The sequence below is a fragment of the Methylomonas montana genome, from assembly GCF_030490285.1.
Classification (GTDB): domain Bacteria; phylum Pseudomonadota; class Gammaproteobacteria; order Methylococcales; family Methylomonadaceae; genus Methylomonas; species Methylomonas montana.
Window position 1 is genome coordinate 3,823,074 of record NZ_CP129884.1, and the last position, 15,961, is coordinate 3,839,034.

13 protein-coding genes, 2 tRNA genes and 2 rRNA genes are annotated in these 15,961 nt (G+C 51.6%); 4 read left to right on the forward strand and 13 right to left on the reverse strand.

The window, feature by feature from the left end; translation table 11 throughout:
* Positions 1–203: 203 nt before the first annotated feature.
* From QZJ86_RS17680 to tyrS, 5 genes are all read right to left on the reverse strand, one after another.
* Positions 204–3,098 (reverse strand): 23S ribosomal RNA (locus QZJ86_RS17680).
* Positions 3,099–3,469: 371 nt separating this feature from the next.
* A tRNA-Ala gene (locus QZJ86_RS17685) sits at positions 3,470–3,545 on the reverse strand.
* Positions 3,546–3,580: 35 nt separating this feature from the next.
* Positions 3,581–3,657 (reverse strand) — tRNA-Ile (locus QZJ86_RS17690).
* Positions 3,658–3,718: 61 nt separating this feature from the next.
* A 16S ribosomal RNA gene (locus QZJ86_RS17695) occupies positions 3,719–5,252 on the reverse strand.
* Together the 16S and 23S rRNA genes with 2 tRNA genes alongside form the textbook arrangement of a ribosomal RNA operon.
* 367 nt (positions 5,253–5,619) lie before the next feature.
* Positions 5,620–6,822 carry a tyrosine--tRNA ligase gene (gene tyrS, locus QZJ86_RS17700; RefSeq protein WP_407081666.1) on the reverse strand — a complete coding sequence of 401 codons (1,203 nt, stop codon included), beginning with the start codon at positions 6,820–6,822 and terminating at the stop codon, positions 5,620–5,622.
* Between the two features lie 147 nt (positions 6,823–6,969).
* Here tyrS and QZJ86_RS17705 point away from each other — a divergent pair, with 147 nt between their 5' ends.
* Both QZJ86_RS17705 and QZJ86_RS17710 read left to right on the forward strand, forming a co-directional pair.
* Positions 6,970–8,262, forward strand: a complete 1,293-nt coding sequence (locus QZJ86_RS17705) for a peptidoglycan DD-metalloendopeptidase family protein (RefSeq protein WP_301671804.1) — start codon at positions 6,970–6,972, stop codon at positions 8,260–8,262.
* Positions 8,263–8,266: 4 nt separating this feature from the next.
* A complete protein-coding gene (locus QZJ86_RS17710; RefSeq protein WP_301939024.1) occupies positions 8,267–9,376 on the forward strand; it encodes an anhydro-N-acetylmuramic acid kinase in 1,110 nt (369 codons plus the stop codon).
* Here the strand turns inward: QZJ86_RS17710 and erpA are convergent.
* On the reverse strand, positions 9,373–9,705 hold the full coding sequence (gene erpA, locus QZJ86_RS17715; RefSeq protein ID WP_301671806.1) for an iron-sulfur cluster insertion protein ErpA: 333 nt from the start codon (positions 9,703–9,705) through the stop codon (positions 9,373–9,375). The genes QZJ86_RS17710 and erpA overlap by 4 nt on opposite strands.
* Before the next feature lie 232 nt (positions 9,706–9,937).
* Between erpA and QZJ86_RS17720 the strand changes: the two genes are divergently transcribed.
* Together QZJ86_RS17720 and QZJ86_RS17725 are read left to right on the forward strand one after the other, a co-directional pair.
* The gene (locus QZJ86_RS17720; protein ID WP_301671807.1) at positions 9,938–10,429 is read left to right on the forward strand and encodes a SixA phosphatase family protein; all 492 of its coding nucleotides are present in this window, start codon (positions 9,938–9,940) and stop codon (positions 10,427–10,429) included.
* Between the two features lie 321 nt (positions 10,430–10,750).
* On the forward strand, positions 10,751–11,176 hold the full coding sequence (locus tag QZJ86_RS17725) for a hypothetical protein (RefSeq protein WP_301671809.1): 426 nt from the start codon (positions 10,751–10,753) through the stop codon (positions 11,174–11,176).
* Between the two features lie 135 nt (positions 11,177–11,311).
* Here the strand turns inward: QZJ86_RS17725 and nirJ are convergent, their stop codons facing one another.
* The 7 genes from nirJ to QZJ86_RS17760 all read right to left on the reverse strand — a co-directional run bounded on the left by nirJ (position 11,312) and on the right by QZJ86_RS17760 (position 15,961).
* Positions 11,312–12,451, reverse strand: coding sequence for a heme d1 biosynthesis radical SAM protein NirJ (gene nirJ, locus QZJ86_RS17730; RefSeq protein ID WP_301671810.1), 1,140 nt, complete (start codon positions 12,449–12,451; stop codon positions 11,312–11,314).
* A 2-nt stretch (positions 12,452–12,453) separates the two neighbouring features.
* On the reverse strand, positions 12,454–12,933 hold the full coding sequence (gene ahbB / locus QZJ86_RS17735; protein ID WP_301671811.1) for a siroheme decarboxylase subunit beta: 480 nt from the start codon (positions 12,931–12,933) through the stop codon (positions 12,454–12,456).
* Positions 12,933–13,376: an Lrp/AsnC family transcriptional regulator gene (locus tag QZJ86_RS17740; RefSeq protein WP_301671812.1), complete on the reverse strand. Its 444-nt coding sequence runs from the start codon at positions 13,374–13,376 to the stop codon at positions 12,933–12,935. Before QZJ86_RS17740 ends, ahbB (QZJ86_RS17735) begins: the two co-directional genes overlap by 1 nt.
* A 3-nt stretch (positions 13,377–13,379) precedes the next feature.
* Positions 13,380–13,949 (reverse strand): siroheme decarboxylase subunit beta, encoded by a 570-nt coding sequence (gene ahbB, locus QZJ86_RS17745; RefSeq protein WP_301671813.1) that lies wholly within the window; start codon positions 13,947–13,949, stop codon positions 13,380–13,382.
* Entirely contained in the window at positions 13,942–14,397 is a 456-nt protein-coding gene (locus QZJ86_RS17750; RefSeq protein WP_301671814.1) for an Lrp/AsnC family transcriptional regulator, read from the reverse strand. Before QZJ86_RS17750 ends, ahbB (QZJ86_RS17745) begins: the two co-directional genes overlap by 8 nt.
* A gap of 1 nt (position 14,398) precedes the next feature.
* On the reverse strand, positions 14,399–15,577 hold the full coding sequence (locus tag QZJ86_RS17755; RefSeq protein ID WP_301671815.1) for a cytochrome D1 domain-containing protein: 1,179 nt from the start codon (positions 15,575–15,577) through the stop codon (positions 14,399–14,401).
* Between the two features lie 81 nt (positions 15,578–15,658).
* Entirely contained in the window at positions 15,659–15,961 is a 303-nt protein-coding gene (locus QZJ86_RS17760; RefSeq protein ID WP_301671816.1) for a c-type cytochrome, read from the reverse strand.

The following is a 15,961-nucleotide window of genomic DNA, read 5'->3' on the forward strand; positions in this document are numbered from 1 at the left end:
GGTTATCCAACCGTCATGCAACAGGTTAGGTTTAGCCTCATTGGGCTTTGTGCCTTTAGGCTTTTCGCGCGCACGTTCACTTTTGAGGGGTGTTCGCTGCGGCTTTTGCCTTTGACCTGTCTTTCATGGAAATCTGTATCGAGTTTGTCGTTCTCAGTTGCTTATCAGCTGGTCAACTGCTACCCAAACGCATTGGGTGTTATATGGTCAAGCCTCACGGGCAATTAGTACACGTTAGCTTCACACATTACTGCGCTTCCACACCGTGCCTATCAACGTCGTAGTCTCCGACGGCCCTTCAGGGGACTTATAGTCCCAGTGAGATCTCATCTTGGGAGGGGCTTCCCGCTTAGATGCTTTCAGCGGTTATCCTGTCCGAACGTGGCTACCCGGCAATGCCATTGGCATGACAACCGGAACACCAGAGGTTCGTCCACTTCGGTCCTCTCGTACTAGAAGCAGCTTCCCTCAAATCTCAAACGCCCACGGCAGATAGGGACCGAACTGTCTCACGACGTTCTGAACCCAGCTCGCGTACCACTTTAAATGGCGAACAGCCATACCCTTGGGACCTGCTTCAGCCCCAGGATGTGATGAGCCGACATCGAGGTGCCAAACACCGCCGTCGATATGAACTCTTGGGCGGTATCAGCCTGTTATCCCCGGCGTACCTTTTATCCGTTGAGCGATGGCCCTTCCATACAGAACCACCGGATCACTAAGACCTACTTTCGTACCTGCTCGACTTGTCCGTCTCGCAGTCAAGCACCCTTATGCCTTTGCACTCATTGCCTGATTTCCGACCAGGCTGAGGGTACCTTCGTGCTCCTCCGTTACTCTTTAGGAGGAGACCGCCCCAGTCAAACTACCCACCAGACACTGTCCCTAACCCGGATAACGGGTCGAGGTTAGAACTCCAAACATACCAGGGTGGTATTTCAAGGTTGGCTCCACGAGAACTGGCGTTCCCGCTTCAAAGCCTCCCACCTATCCTACACAAGTAGGTTCAAAGTCCAGTGTCAAGCTATAGTAAAGGTGCACGGGGTCTTTCCGTCTAGCCGCGGGTACACTGCATCTTCACAGCGATTTCAATTTCACTGAGTCCCAGGTGGAGACAGTGTGGCCATCGTTACGCCATTCGTGCAGGTCGGAACTTACCCGACAAGGAATTTCGCTACCTTAGGACCGTTATAGTTACGGCCGCCGTTTACTGGGGCTTCGATCAAGAGCTTCTCCGAAGATAACCCCATCAATTAACCTTCCAGCACCGGGCAGGCGTCACACCCTATACGTCCACTTTCGTGTTTGCAGAGTGCTATGTTTTTGCTAAACAGTCGCAGCCACCGATTTTTTGCAACCCTCTTTCGCTCCAAGAGCAAGTCTCTTCACGACATGAGGGCATACCTTCTCCCGAAGTTACGGTATCATTTTGCCTAGTTCCTTCACCTGGGTTCTCTCAAGCGCCTTAGAATTTTCATCCCACCCACCTGTGTCGGTTTAGGGTACGGCCACTAGTAACCTGAAGCTTAGAGGTTTTTCCTGGAAGCAGGGCATCTATCACTTCGCTGTTCTTTCGAACCGCTCGTCATCACGTCTCGGCATAGAGCACCCCGGATTTGCCTAAGATGCATGCCTACCTGCTTAAACGGCCACTTCCAACCGACCGCTGATATAGCCTTCTCCGTCACCCCATCGCAGTTACTACTGGTACAGGAATATTAACCTGTTTTCCATCGACTACGCTTTTCAGCCTCGCCTTAGGTGCCGACTAACCCTGCGTCGATTAACGTTGCGCAGGAAACCTTGGGTTTTCGGCGAGGGGGTTTTTCACCCCCTTTATCGTTACTTATGTCAGCATTCGCACTTCCGATACCTCCAGCACACTTCTCAATGCACCTTCGCAGGCGTACGGAACGCTCCTCTACCACTCACACTTACGTGTAAATCCGTAGCTTCGGTACTATGCTTAGCCCCGGTAAATCTTCCGCGCAGACCGACTCGACCAGTGAGCTATTACGCTTTCTTTAAAGGATGGCTGCTTCTAAGCCAACCTCCTGGCTGTCTGTGCCTTTCCACATCGTTTCCCACTGAGCATAGATTTGGGGACCTTAGCTGACGGTCTGGGCTGTTTCCCTTTTCACGACGGACCTTATCACCCGCCGTGTGTCTCCCGTGCTGGCACTTGCTGGTATTCGGAGTTTGCATCGGGTTGGTAAGTCGGGATGACCCCCTAGCCGAAACAGTGCTCTACCCCCAGCAGTGATACACGAGGCGCTACCTAAATAGCTTTCGAGGAGAACCAGCTATCTCCGAGCTTGATTAGCCTTTCACTCCGATCCACAGCTCATCCCCGTCTTTTTCAACAGACGTGGGTTCGGCCCTCCAGTTAGTATTACCCAACCTTCAGCCTGGCCATGGATAGATCGCCCGGTTTCGGGTCTACACCTTGCGACTAAACGCCCTATTAAGACTCGCTTTCGCTACGCCTCCCCTATTCGGTTAAGCTTGCCACAAAATGTAAGTCGCTGACCCATTATACAAAAGGTACGCAGTCACCCCACGAAGGGGCTCCCACTGCTTGTACGCATACGGTTTCAGGTTCTATTTCACTCCGCTCTCCGCGGTTCTTTTCGCCTTTCCCTCACGGTACTAGTTCACTATCGGTCAGTAAGGAGTATTTAGCCTTGGAGGATGGTCCCCCCATATTCAGTCAAAGTTTCACGTGCTCCGACCTACTCGATTTCACTAAAAACAGGTTTTCGTGTACGGGGCTATCACCCTGTATCGCCGGACTTTCCAGACCGTTCCACTAACCTAATTCTAGCTTAAGGGCTAGTCCCCGTTCGCTCGCCACTACTTAGGGAATCTCGGTTGATTTCTTTTCCTCCGGGTACTTAGATGTTTCAGTTCTCCGGGTTCGCTTCAGTGAGCTATGTATTCACTCAAAGATGACCAACTTATGTTGGCCGGGTTTCCCCATTCAGAGATCTCCGGATCAAAGGCTGTTTGCCGCCTCCCCGAAGCTTATCGCAGGCTACCACGTCTTTCATCGCCTCTTACTGCCTAGGCATTCACCGTATGCGCTTATTCACTTGACCATATAACCCGAATACGTCTGCTTTCACTCGGCCTTGGAGGTTAATCCTGAGCTTTACTAGGCTTTCTATTTAAGTTATTTGTCAGCTGACATTTTCGCTGATTTTTTCTGCTTGAGAACGACATGCCGTTTACTTCTTGTCTTTATCTTTCGATAATGACGCGTTATAAACCGCAACTCGTTTCAGTTTCGATCATTGCTGATCGTTACTATAGTTACAGATTTCCATATTGTTAAAGAGCTATTGGTACGAATACCAATGCTATAAAGTCTTTATCTTTACCTTAAAGATAAAACCCTATAGCGCTGATGTTCTGACACCTCTCATCGACGACACTTTTCACACTCACCGCTCAACCGATGTTGGCTTGATGGTGGAGCCAGGGAGGATCGAACTCCCGACCTCCTGCGTGCAAGGCAGGCGCTCTCCCAGCTGAGCTATGGCCCCGAATAGACTAAAGACTTTCGCCTTTTTTCGTTAGTTGGTGGGTCTGGGAGGAGTTGAACCTCCGACCTCACCCTTATCAGGGGTGCGCTCTAACCAACTGAGCTACAGACCCAGGTGCGTCTTTCAATCGAAATAATTTGTTGTGAGTACGTATGACAGTTGCTCTGTCTTTGTAAGGAGGTGATCCAGCCCCAGGTTCCCCTAGGGCTACCTTGTTACGACTTCACCCCAGTCATGAATCACAAAGTGGTAAGCGCCCTCCCGAAGGTTAAACTACCTACTTCTTTTGCAACCCACTCCCATGGTGTGACGGGCGGTGTGTACAAGGCCCGGGAACGTATTCACCGCGGCATTCTGATCCGCGATTACTAGCGATTCCGACTTCACGCAGTCGAGTTGCAGACTACGATCCGGACTGGGACCGGCTTTCTGGGATTAGCTTACTCTCGCGAGTTCGCAGCCCTCTGTACCGGCCATTGTAGCACGTGTGTAGCCCTACCCATAAGGGCCATGATGACTTGACGTCGTCCCCACCTTCCTCCGGTTTATCACCGGCAGTCTCCCTAGAGTTCCCGCCATTACGCGCTGGCAACTAAGGATAAGGGTTGCGCTCGTTACGGGACTTAACCCAACATTTCACAACACGAGCTGACGACAGCCATGCAGCACCTGTCTCAGAGTTCCCGAAGGCACTCCGCTATCTCTAACAGATTCTCTGGATGTCAAGGGTAGGTAAGGTTCTTCGCGTTGCATCGAATTAAACCACATGCTCCACCGCTTGTGCGGGCCCCCGTCAATTCATTTGAGTTTTAGCCTTGCGGCCGTACTCCCCAGGCGGTCAACTTAATACGTTAGCTCCACTACTAAGTTCTTTAAGAACCCAACAGTTAGTTGACATCGTTTACGGCGTGGACTACCAGGGTATCTAATCCTGTTTGCTACCCACGCTTTCGTACCTCAGCGTCAGTTTTAGTCCAGAGAGCCGCCTTCGCCACTGGTGTTCCTTCAGATCTCTACGCATTTCACCGCTACACCTGAAATTCCACTCTCCTCTACTAAACTCTAGTGACCCAGTATCAAATGCAGTTCCCAGGTTAAGCCCAGGGCTTTCACATCTGACTTAAATCACCGCCTACGCACGCTTTACGCCCAGTAATTCCGATTAACGCTTGCACCCTCCGTATTACCGCGGCTGCTGGCACGGAGTTAGCCGGTGCTTCTTGTATAGGTAATGTCAGTCTACCGGGTATTAGCCGATAGGTATTCCTTCCTATTGAAAGTGCTTTACAACCCTCAGGCCTTCTTCACACACGCGGTATTGCTGGATCAGGCTTTCGCCCATTGTCCAATATTCCCCACTGCTGCCTCCCGTAGGAGTCTGGGCCGTGTCTCAGTCCCAGTGTGGCTGATCATCCTCTCAGACCAGCTATGGATCGTCGCCTTGGTAGGCCTTTACCCTACCAACTAGCTAATCCAACATAGGCTCATCTATTAGCGCGAGGTCCGAAGAGCCCCCGCTTTCCCCCGTAGGGCGTATGCGGTATTAGCGTGAGTTTCCCCACGTTGTCCCCCACTAATAGGCAGATTCCTATGCATTACTCACCCGTCCGCCACTCGTCAGCGCCCGAAGGCCTGCTACCGTTCGACTTGCATGTGTTAAGCATACCGCCAGCGTTCAATCTGAGCCATGATCAAACTCTTCAGTTTAATTTTAACTTGTTACTAAATAAGATTAGTAACCAATCTTGGCTCGACTACAGAACATCTTTTCTTGCGAATTGACGTGGTTTTCTGTGTCGACTATTTCTATACAGAACATAGCCATCACACATACCCACACAAATTATTTCGATTTAGTTTGTTAAAGAGCCAGGGCATTTCGCCCTGTTGAGCCGACATATTCTACAGCGTTTTCAGTGTTTGTCAAATTTATTTTTAAGTCATTTCAAAAAAACCGAAATACAAAAAAAATAACAGCAACCTAACCGCCACCAACCCGCCGAACCCAGTCGACCGCTTCACCGTCAAAACCAACCTGCCTGAGCAGTGAAGAGCCGCTCATTATACATCCCACTCACACCAAGTCAAGCATTAATTCTATCCGCGCGAACTTGCGCTTGCCTACTTGATAAACATGCTTGCTTGGCGCTGAAATGATAGCCTTCTGATTCTCCAACTTTTCACTATCGATCTTTACCGCGCCCTGCTTAATCAACCGCAGCGCCTCGGATGTGCTTTCGACCAGACCCGCACTCTTTAACAGGTTGGCAATAGGCATACCTTCGCTTCCGACATTTATTTGAACATCTTCCATTTCATCCGGCAGCGCTCCGCGCTGAAAGCGTGCTTCAAAATTCTCTAATGCCGATTTAGCCACCTCAAGACCGTGGAATCTGGCCACGACTTCCTGAGCGAGCGCCACTTTGTAATTTCTCGGATTTTCGCCACTCTCGCAAGCAATCCGCCAATTCTCTATCTCAGTCATTGACTTAAAGCTCAATAGCTTGAAATACCGCCACATCAACTCGTCGGAAATCGACATAATCTTGCCAAACATGTCATCAGGCAAATCGGCAATACCTATATAGTTGTTCAGCGATTTGGACATCTTCTGCACACCGTCAAGACCTTCCAAAATAGGCATCGTCAAAACGACTTGCGGTTTTTGCCCATAAACTTCCTGCAACTGCCTACCCATCAATAAATTGAATTTTTGATCGGTACCGCCCAACTCGACATCGGCTTTCATCACAACCGAGTCATAGCCTTGTATTAATGGGTACAGGAATTCGTGAATCGCGATAGGCTGACCGCCCTTGTAGCGTTTACTGAAGTCGTCACGCTCCAACATTCTTGCCACGGTATTTCTCGCCGCCAACTGAATCAATTCGGCGCTCGTCATGACGCCCATCCAACTGGAATTAAATTTAATCTCGGTTTTATCGGGATCGAGAATCTTGAACACCTGCGCCTGATAGGTTTTGGCATTTTCCGCCACCTCTTCACGGCTTAAAGGTTTGCGCGTCACATTCTTACCGGTGGGATCACCAATCATCGCCGTGAAATCGCCGATCAGGAATTGCACATTGTGTCCGGCATCCTGGAATTGCTTTAACTTATTAATCAGTACCGTATGCCCTAGATGCAAATCCGGCGCGGTGGGATCAAATCCAGCCTTGATCGTCAACGGCCGATTTTCTTCCAACTTTTTAATCAAATCCGATTCCAGCAAAATTTCATCAGCGCCATAACGCAACTGAGCCAAGGTTTCTTGCAACAAGTTAATCTCCTAATAGCCTTAAGTTTTGGGCGCGCATTATAAGTGATGCAATTGTACGGAAGGATAAAATATGCCCTTTTGTTAGCCTTATCCGCAAAAATTGCCTACAATGGCATGCTCGACAAACAATGAAATGTGATTACTGTGAAGAACAGAATACTCAAGTCGGTGCTGTTAGGCACCTACACCGTTGTTGCCGCCAGCGCAAGTTACGGATTGATACCGCATAATGGTTTTGAAGATGCAAGGATTTTGGAACAAGACAGACTGATCTCATCCAAGATCAATCAATACACCAAATACGTAGAACCGCCCGAAGTACAACACCTCGATATAACCGAGGAACTGGAACACACCGTCAAATCCGGCGAGAACCTCTCCAGCATTTTTTCCGCACTAAATCTGAGCCGGGAAGATTTGCATAAAATCGTCCACGCCAACGCTACCGGCAAACAATTCGCCGACGTCGAACCAGGCCAGGACGTCGTCGCTACGCTCAACGCTTCGGGCGAACTGGAACAGCTGACTTACAGCAAAAATCCGTTCGAAACATTGATTGCTACGCGGCACGACGACGATTTCGACGTAGAACTACTCAGTAAAAAAGTCGATTACCAAATTGCCAACGCCAAAGGCTCTATCGATTCTTCACTGTTCGAAGATGGCAAGGAAGCTGGCCTGCCGGAAAAATTGATCCTGAAACTGGCCGACATCTTTGCCTGGGATATCGACTTTGCACTTAATTTGAGAGACGGCGATCAATTCACTGTCGTCTACGAAAAACTGTTCGTCGACGGCAGAGAATTCGACACCGGCGAAATCCTCTCGGTCGAATTCGTCAACCAAGGCAAAACCTATACCGCCGTGCGCTTTGAGGACAATCAAGGTAACACCGGCTATTACACCCCAGACGGCAACGGCCTGCGCAAAGCCTTCCTGCAAACGCCGATGGACTTCGCCAAAATCAGCTCGCATTTTGATTTACATCGCAAACATCCGATTCTGAATACCATCCGCGCTCACAAAGGCGTCGATTATTCGGCTGCTATCGGCACGCCGGTTAAAACGACCGGCGACGGTAAAATTGTGTTTCGCGGCGTGAAAAACGGTTACGGCAATGTCGTGGAAATCGAACACGGTCAAAAATACTCTACCCTTTACGCCCACTTGTCCGGCTTCAAATCCGGTCAAAAACTCGGCAGCGCCATTAAACAAGGCGACGTGATCGGCTATGTCGGCAAAACCGGCCTGGCGACCGGCCCGCATCTGCATTATGAATTCAGAATCGGCGGTGAGCACGTCAACCCGGTTACCGCCAAAATACCGCGTTCCATGCCGATGGACAAAGCTTTGTTGGCCAAATTCAAGGCACAAACTCAGCCTTTGATGGTGCAGCTCAAACAAGCCAAGGGCGAAGCGTTGGTTGCCCAAAACTAAAGTCGTGTCCGAGCTTTATATAGGCCTAATGTCAGGGACCAGCGTCGATGGTATCGACGCTGGCCTCGTCGATTTTAGCCACGGCAAAATTCGTCTGGTCGGCTTCCACTATCAAGCTTTTCCCACCGAACTTAGGCAACAAATCCATAATATCAGCCAAGCAGATCAACCGATTCTGTTAAAGGATTACGGCACGCTGGACAGCCGACTTGGCCAGCTATTTGCCGAAGCTACCTTAAAGTTACTCGATGACGCTCAAATTCCGACTTCGGCAATCCAAGCCATCGGCAGCCACGGTCAGACCGTCTATCACGCGCCGGAAACAGCCAGTGGCTTTTCCCTGCAAATCGGCGATCCAAATCGCATCGCCGAAATGACCGGCATCACCACTGTCGCCGATTTCCGCCGCCGCGACATCGCCGTCGGCGGCCAAGGCGCGCCATTAGTACCGGCTTTTCATCAAGCCATCTTTGCCGACCCATCGCAAACCAGGACAATCGTCAATATCGGCGGTATCGCCAACATCACGATATTGGACGACAAACCAGTCATCGGCTTCGACACTGGCCCCGGCAACGGCTTAATGGACTGGTGGTGCCAGCAGCATTGCAAGCAAGCTTACGACCGGAACGGCGACTGGGCGGCAAGCGGCCGCCGCCTCCCGACTTTACTCGGCGCCTTAAAAGACGATGCCTATTTTCGCTTAACGCCACCGAAAAGTACCGGCAAGGAGTATTTTTCATCCGCTTGGCTGCAACAAAAACTTAGCTTATTCAACGATCTTAAACCCGAAGACATTCAAGCCACACTCTGTCAGCTCACTGCCGACACCATTGCAGACGCGATTCGTCAATACGCCCCCAATACCTTACAAACGCTAATCTGCGGGGGCGGCGCGCATAACAGCCGATTGATGAGTCTTTTGCGGGAAAATCTGAAAATGCCGGTTATGTCGACAGCCGAACAAGGAATCGACCCCGATCATGTCGAAGCGATTGCGTTTGCCTGGCTGGCGCGGCAAACACTCAACAACAAGCCGGGTAATTTGTGTAGCGTCACGGGCGCCAATACGCCCGTGGTTTTAGGTGGAATTTATCCGGGCAAAACGATTTAAGCAGAGAACGACGAGCCGCAACCGCAGGTCGTAGTAGCGTTAGGATTGCGAATCACGAATTGCGCGCCGGTTAAATCTTCCTTGTAATCGATTTCGGCGCCACTCAAATACTGGATGCTCATCGAATCGATCAACACCGTCACGCCATCCTTAACGATTTGAGTATCGTCGTCGTTCACTTCTTCGTCAAAGGTAAAACCGTATTGAAACCCTGAACAGCCACCACCGCTGATATAGACTCTAAGTTTAAGATTATCGTTACCTTCTTCTTGAATCAAACCCGCAACTTTTTGCGCGGCACTATCGGTAAACACAATAGGATCGGCCATATAAAACTCTATAAGCAATTGAAAATGGAGAGATTATGACTATACCCAGTAATTCAGTCAAGAATTATCGCATGTCCACTTCCACTCGGAACACTTCCAACTAAACCCCAACTCTTAGGCCGACAAGAATAGCCGTCGAGAATAATCTACCAACTTCGTCGCCTCATACTAGAATCAAGGATAATCGACACCTTAAAACCCCTTCCCCGATCAGTCCATTAGGAGGCTTATCATGCTTATTACCTTCCTGAGACACGCTACCGCCGAAGAAGGCAGCCTATCCAAAACCGATGCCGACCGCTCGTTAATCGACAAGGGCGAAAAGCAAGTGAAACGGTTAGCCGCCTTTTGCCAGGCCAATCAGTTGATTCCGGGGACGATTTATTCCAGCCCGCTACTACGCGCGCAACAAACCGCAACGATCCTGAACGAGCGATTACCCGGTTGCCCTGCGCCGCAAATAGTGGATTGGTTGGGCAGCGACACATCGGTGTCAACCCTGCTTTCCGAACTAAGCAAGCTAGTCGAACAAGGTCTGGACGACGTTTGGCTGGTAGGCCACGAACCGGATTTTTCCGAGATCATCGCCCGCGTATTAGCCACCGCTCCCTATAATATTATCGTCAAAAAAGCCTCCCTTACCCGCCTGGATGTCGACTTTTCCGATGTTCCCACGGCTAGATTGCTGTGGAGCGTACCAAACTCCCTGATGCGGCAAAAGTAAACATACCCATTGTCATCTCACCCGATGTTTCGACGAAGGACTGTTTGCGATCAAAAACCCAAGGCGGCCGCCCTCCGCCGCCGACATATACCAAGGCGTAACCGGACGCCAGCGCCATTCGATCCTCCATGGACAGGATACTCTGGAACCGACTTAAACCAGTGTGACCGGCATCGCTTCATATCGCGCCATTTGCCCTGTATGCCCTTTTACGATTGACACGACTTAAAGTTACCGGCTACTCTCGGTGGCAGCAACGGGCGCTGGCGCAAGTTGGTAAAAACTATAGGGCAAATTTTCACAGACAACAGGAGACATAAAATGACTGCAATTGTATTGACCGAGGAACAACGCGAAATCATTAGGCGCGACATGGATAGCCAGATAGAAATGCTATCCGATGAAGAAGTCGAGGCTTTAGCGAGCAAATTGAACAAAAAGATCGATATCCCGTTTATCCCGGAAGGCACCGAACAGGTCATTTTCGTCAAGACCGTTAAGCAATTCGACCGGATGTTGTATCAAAGCCTGCCCAACGAATTATATGGCCTGGTTAAAAATGCCAGCGCCGGCATTTCCGAAAAAGACGCGGAAGCGCTGAAATTGGTACTGGGCACTCGCCTGAACAACAGGCTCGATATTCCTTATGTGCCGGAATGGGTGGAACAGGAAATATTCGAACTGTTACTGGATTTGATCGTGAAAGCCATGCGGAAGAAATACAGCATTATTGATCAGACAGCGTAGGCGCAAATCGCCCATTGCCGATTTACCGCTATCCGAAAATGGGTACACACGGTCTTTTCGCCGTGTATGCGGTGGATAACTTTGCAAATAGCGGATCGCCTGGAGTCCTTTAGACGGGCCTCCAGAAAATCCGCTCTATGCGGCAATCTCCTCGTCGCCCAAATAGCAACCAGGATCCTCGGCCCAGAAATCGCCGGTCATTTGCTGAGCGCGGACGCGGGTGTTGCCGTTGCAAATACTTTGATAATGGCAAGTACCGCAACGCCCCCGCAAGGGCCGGGGCGAAGCTTTCAAACCGGCCATCAACGGATCGGACACATCCTGCCAAATCTCGGAAAACGGCCGTTTGCGGACATTGCCCAAACCGTAATGCCACCAGAAGGTATCGGGGTGGACGTTACCGAGGTTGTCTATATTGGCAACGTTGACGCCGGAGGCGTTGCCGCCCCATTGCTCTAATTTGGCCTGGATATGTTCTGCTTGCTCGGGGAAGCGACGTTTAATCCAATGCAGAAAATACACCGCGTCGGCGTCGTTGTTGCCGGTCACCACTTCCCGATGCAGACCTTGCTGCTCCCAGCTCAAGGATTTTTCAAATAATTTATCCATCACCTGCCGGGTCAATTGAAACTCGGCATCGTCCTTACGGTTTCTGTTACCACGGCCGCCGTAATTCAGATGCGACAGATAGAATTTGTCGATATCTTCGTTGTCCATCAATTGGAGCATCGCCCCGAAATCGTGGGCATTATCCTGCGTCAAGGTAAATCGCACGCCGGCCTTGATACCATGGTCGCGACATAATCTGATGCCGGCCAGCGATGCGTCGAACGAACCTTGTTTCTGCCGAAACTTGTCGTGCGCCTCGCGCATGCCGTCCAGGCTGACGCCGATATATTGATAGTCAATCGCGGCAATCTGCTCGATATTGCTTTGGTTGATCAGCGTGCCATTACTGGACAGCGCCACGTAAAAGCCCATGTCGCGGGCCCGTTGTGAGATCGGAAAAATGTCGGGATGCAGCAACGGCTCGCCGCCCGACAGGATCAACACCGGCACTTTGAAAGCCTTAAGATCATCCATCACCGTATAAATTTCCGGCGTGGACAATTCGCCCGGAAAGTTGATGTCGGCGGAGGTGGTGTAGCAATGCTTGCAGGTCAGGTTGCAACGGCGAATCAAATTCCAGATCACCACCGGCCCGGACGGTTTGCGCGCGGGTTTTATTGGAGTGGGATGCAACAGCTCGCGCATATATTGGCTTAGTCTAAACATCTCTACCCCGCGATCCTTAGACCGGTTTTTTTCAGAATTTTACTACTGTACAGCACCGTATGCCGGCGCGCGTCCTCGCCCAGCAAATCGGCGATCACGGCAATTTGCCGCTCAGCGTCCTGTTCAGTCTTGCCATGCACCATCGCAAACAAATTGTAAGGCCACTCCGGCAGATAGCGTGGCCGTTGATAGCAATGGCTGACGAAAGGTAGTTCTGCGACGCGCTGTCCCAGCGCGTCGACATGGTCATCGTCGACATCCCAGACCGTCATGCCGTTATAGCGGTAGCCCAGCTTGTAATGATTGGGCACCGCGGCGATGCGGCGGATGACGCCGGCCTGCTGCATGCCCACCATGCGCAGCATCACTTCCTGGGCGGTCAAACCCAGTTGCTCGGCGACGGCTTGGTAAGGCTCCGCGACCAATGGCAAGCCAGCCTGGGTCACCTGAATGATTTGCCTATCAGCAGCATCCAGCAGCATCAGGCCTCCAGCTGCAAACCAACGTAATATTCGCTGATTTTCGGCATGTTGTAGACGATCAAACCGGTTTTTTTTTCGATCTCGGCGATCACGTTTTGCACCTGTTCCGGCTTCTCGGTGGCTAGTACGAACCACATGTTCAACGCATGATTGCGGGCGTAATTGTGGGCAACTTCCGGGAAGGCGTTGACGATTTCGGCGACTTCGTCGAAACGCGCCCCCGGTGCTTTCAGCGCGGCCAGCGTCAAGGCACCGCCCATCTGCTCGGCGTGATACATCGGCCCAAAGCGGGACAACACGCCGTCAGCCAGCATTGCTTGCAATCGATTCAGCAAATCAGTTTCCGTGATGCCCAGTTGTTCGGCGACTTGCCGATACGGCGACGCGCAGATCGGGAAGCCTTGTTGCAGGCAATTGATGATGGTTTTGTCGATGTCATCCATGTTTCAAACGGCGGGCAACCCGAATCCTGACTGGTTTTGAAACTCGACGGGTGAATGTTGACGATGCTCAGCCCTACTCTTCTCGCGGACCGCTGTGTTGCGCGCATAAATCGCCCCCCGCTGTTTGAAACAGCGGCGGCTAAACAAGACTTCATACGCATAATCGGTCAACTGGCAGGCATGACGCAATTCGGCCCATTGCTCCAGCACGACTTCCCGGCTCTTGCCGTGAATCATGCAATACAGGCTGTAAGGCCAGACCTCGCCCTGGCGTGGCCGTTGATAGCAGAGATTCACGCATGGCTGTAGGCTGATCAGTGCCCCGATTTCGCCGACGCGTTCGTCAGGCACATTCATCACGATCATCGCGTTGGCTTGATAGCCGAGCGCTCGGTGTTTGACCACCACGCCCCAGCGCTTGATCAGACCTTGGGATTTAAGCCTTGCCAGACGTTCGATGACTTCTTGCTCGGCAATCGCCAATTTTTCCCCGATTACCTCATAAGGCCGGGCGGCGATAGGCAAACCAGCCTGCACGGCGGCTATTAATTGATAATCGATGGCGTCAATCATGCAGATTCAATTCAAAACCCAAATTGATGAAATAATCGGCCAGCATCGGCAATAACATGGTTTTGTAACCGGTCTTGGCTTCGATGTCGGCAATCACGCTGTACAGATGGCCTTCATCGTCGGCCACCGCCACAAACCACAGATTGAAACGGTTCTCGCGCTCATAGTTATGATTGACTTCCGGATAAGCGTTGACCAGTTCGGCAACCCGCGCCAAATCAGCTTCCGGCACCGCCATTGCCACCAGCGCGCTGCTACCTATGCTGTTGGGCGCGATGACCGGACCGATGCGGCTGATCATTTGCTGCTCGGACAGCTCATAAAAGGCATCCAACACTTCCTCCTCGCTGACGCCGAGTTGCTCGGCGATGTCGCGGTAAGGGGTCGGACTCAGCGGAAAATCCTGCTGATAGTCGTTGAGCAGGCGTTTGTGCAAGGGTGCCAGCATGTTACCAGCCTATCCTGTTCGCGCGGTCGCTGAAGAATATGCCGCTGGGCTTTTGCGCCGGTAGGCGAGCGGTCTCGACGAAGGTCTCGGTGTCGTAGACCATCACCCTGTCCTCGTCGCGCACCGCCAGCCACACCGCTTCGCCGCGCGGACTGAATTCCATGTGCAGCACGGCTTTACCGGGTTGCAGGGTTTTGACGATGTTAAAGTCTTTCAAGTCGATGACTTGCACAGTATGATTATCCGGGAAAGCAAAATTCACCCAGACCTGCCGCCCGTCCGGCCGCGAGGTGACAAACACCGGCTGGCCGGCCACCGGAATCCGTTTGACCAACTCCCATTCGCGGGTATCGATCACCAAGACTTCATGCAAACCGACAGCCGGCACCAACAGCCAATCGCCGGCTACGGTCCAGCCTTCCAGATGCGGCATTTTGTAGACCGGCATTTGCTCGTCATCCTTGCCGTAGTCTTCCAGGATATGTTCGACACCCTTCTCCGGCTGCCACAAATCCAGCAAAGACAAGCCTTTTTCGCCGAACAAACCGGCAGCGTAGAAATGGCCGTCCGGCGTCAGCAAGGCATCGTAAGGCTGCTTGCCGATGTCTTTAAATTTCTTGACGATGGGCTGACGCGGATTCTTGGCGTCGATCAACCAAATTTCGTTAGCTTCGAACAAACTGCAAACGAAGCGTTGGCCCGGTGCATCGACCAAACCCACCACTTTGGATAATTTGTTGTCTTCGCCGTAACCGGCGGGGATTTCGGCCAGTTGTTCCAGCGTCACGGCGTCGAACAGCTTCACCCCGCCGGGCGTGTAATTGGAAACAGCAATAACTTTGCCATCCTGAGAAATCGCCCCGCCGATGCTGTTGCCAGCCTGGATGATGCGTTTATCGATTTTATCTTGGAGTAAATCGATCTTGGTCAAACCGCCGTCGCGGCCGAACACATAGGCGTAGCGCTGGTCGCGGGAGAAGACTACCGAGGCGTGGGATAAATCGCCCAAACCTTCGATACGGCTCAGTGACGCCGGTTTCGTGGTATTGACGATCTGTATACTGCCGGTTTCGCGTTCGATCACTACGCCGAGATCGCCGGTAGCTCTAAGTTCCGCATGACTGGGTAACGCAGACGACAACAGGAAAATCAGGAGATACCGGGAATAAGAAAGTTTCATAGGGCGCGTGTTAATTAGCGACGATCATTCAAGAAGTAAAGCCCATTAAGCGGCTAAGCCCAGCGATTACCAAAACAACTCTCAACGCTTTCTTAGTTGCTGAATCAACCAGCCAGTTTCATCGACACTCAAAAAAGTCTTCCAGGGCGGCATAGCGGTGCCGGCTCGGCCGTTTTGGATAGCATCGAGCAACAACGCATCGCTTTTATCGGCCAATGCTTCCGGCATCAGCGACGGCCCCAAACCGCCTTTCGGCGGCAGGCCGTGGCAGGAGCCGCAGTCATGCTTGAGCATATTCAGCAATTCCTGCTGCCTTTGCGGATTGGGTTGGTCCGCAAAGGCGCCGGTAGAAAGCAAGCCGAGCAACAGCCAGCGATAGCCCAT

Bases quoted from the DNA above. Each gene is read 5' to 3' on its own strand.
- ahbB (WP_301671811.1), bottom strand. From the start codon at position 12,933: ATGCTGCTGGATGCTGCTGATAGGCAAATCATTCAGGTGACCCAGGCT.
- nirJ (WP_301671810.1), bottom strand. From the start codon at position 12,451: ATGTTTAGACTAAGCCAATATATGCGCGAGCTGTTGCATCCCACTCCA.
- QZJ86_RS17760 (WP_301671816.1), bottom strand. From the start codon at position 15,961: ATGGGCTATCGCTGGCTGTTGCTCGGCTTGCTTTCTACCGGCGCCTTT.
- erpA (WP_301671806.1), bottom strand. From the start codon at position 9,705: ATGGCCGATCCTATTGTGTTTACCGATAGTGCCGCGCAAAAAGTTGCG.
- QZJ86_RS17720 (WP_301671807.1), top strand. From the start codon at position 9,938: ATGCTTATTACCTTCCTGAGACACGCTACCGCCGAAGAAGGCAGCCTA.
- QZJ86_RS17725 (WP_301671809.1), top strand. From the start codon at position 10,751: ATGACTGCAATTGTATTGACCGAGGAACAACGCGAAATCATTAGGCGC.
- QZJ86_RS17755 (WP_301671815.1), bottom strand. From the start codon at position 15,577: ATGAAACTTTCTTATTCCCGGTATCTCCTGATTTTCCTGTTGTCGTCT.
- ahbB (WP_301671813.1), bottom strand. From the start codon at position 13,949: ATGATTGACGCCATCGATTATCAATTAATAGCCGCCGTGCAGGCTGGT.
- QZJ86_RS17740 (WP_301671812.1), bottom strand. From the start codon at position 13,376: ATGGATGACATCGACAAAACCATCATCAATTGCCTGCAACAAGGCTTC.
- QZJ86_RS17750 (WP_301671814.1), bottom strand. From the start codon at position 14,397: ATGCTGGCACCCTTGCACAAACGCCTGCTCAACGACTATCAGCAGGAT.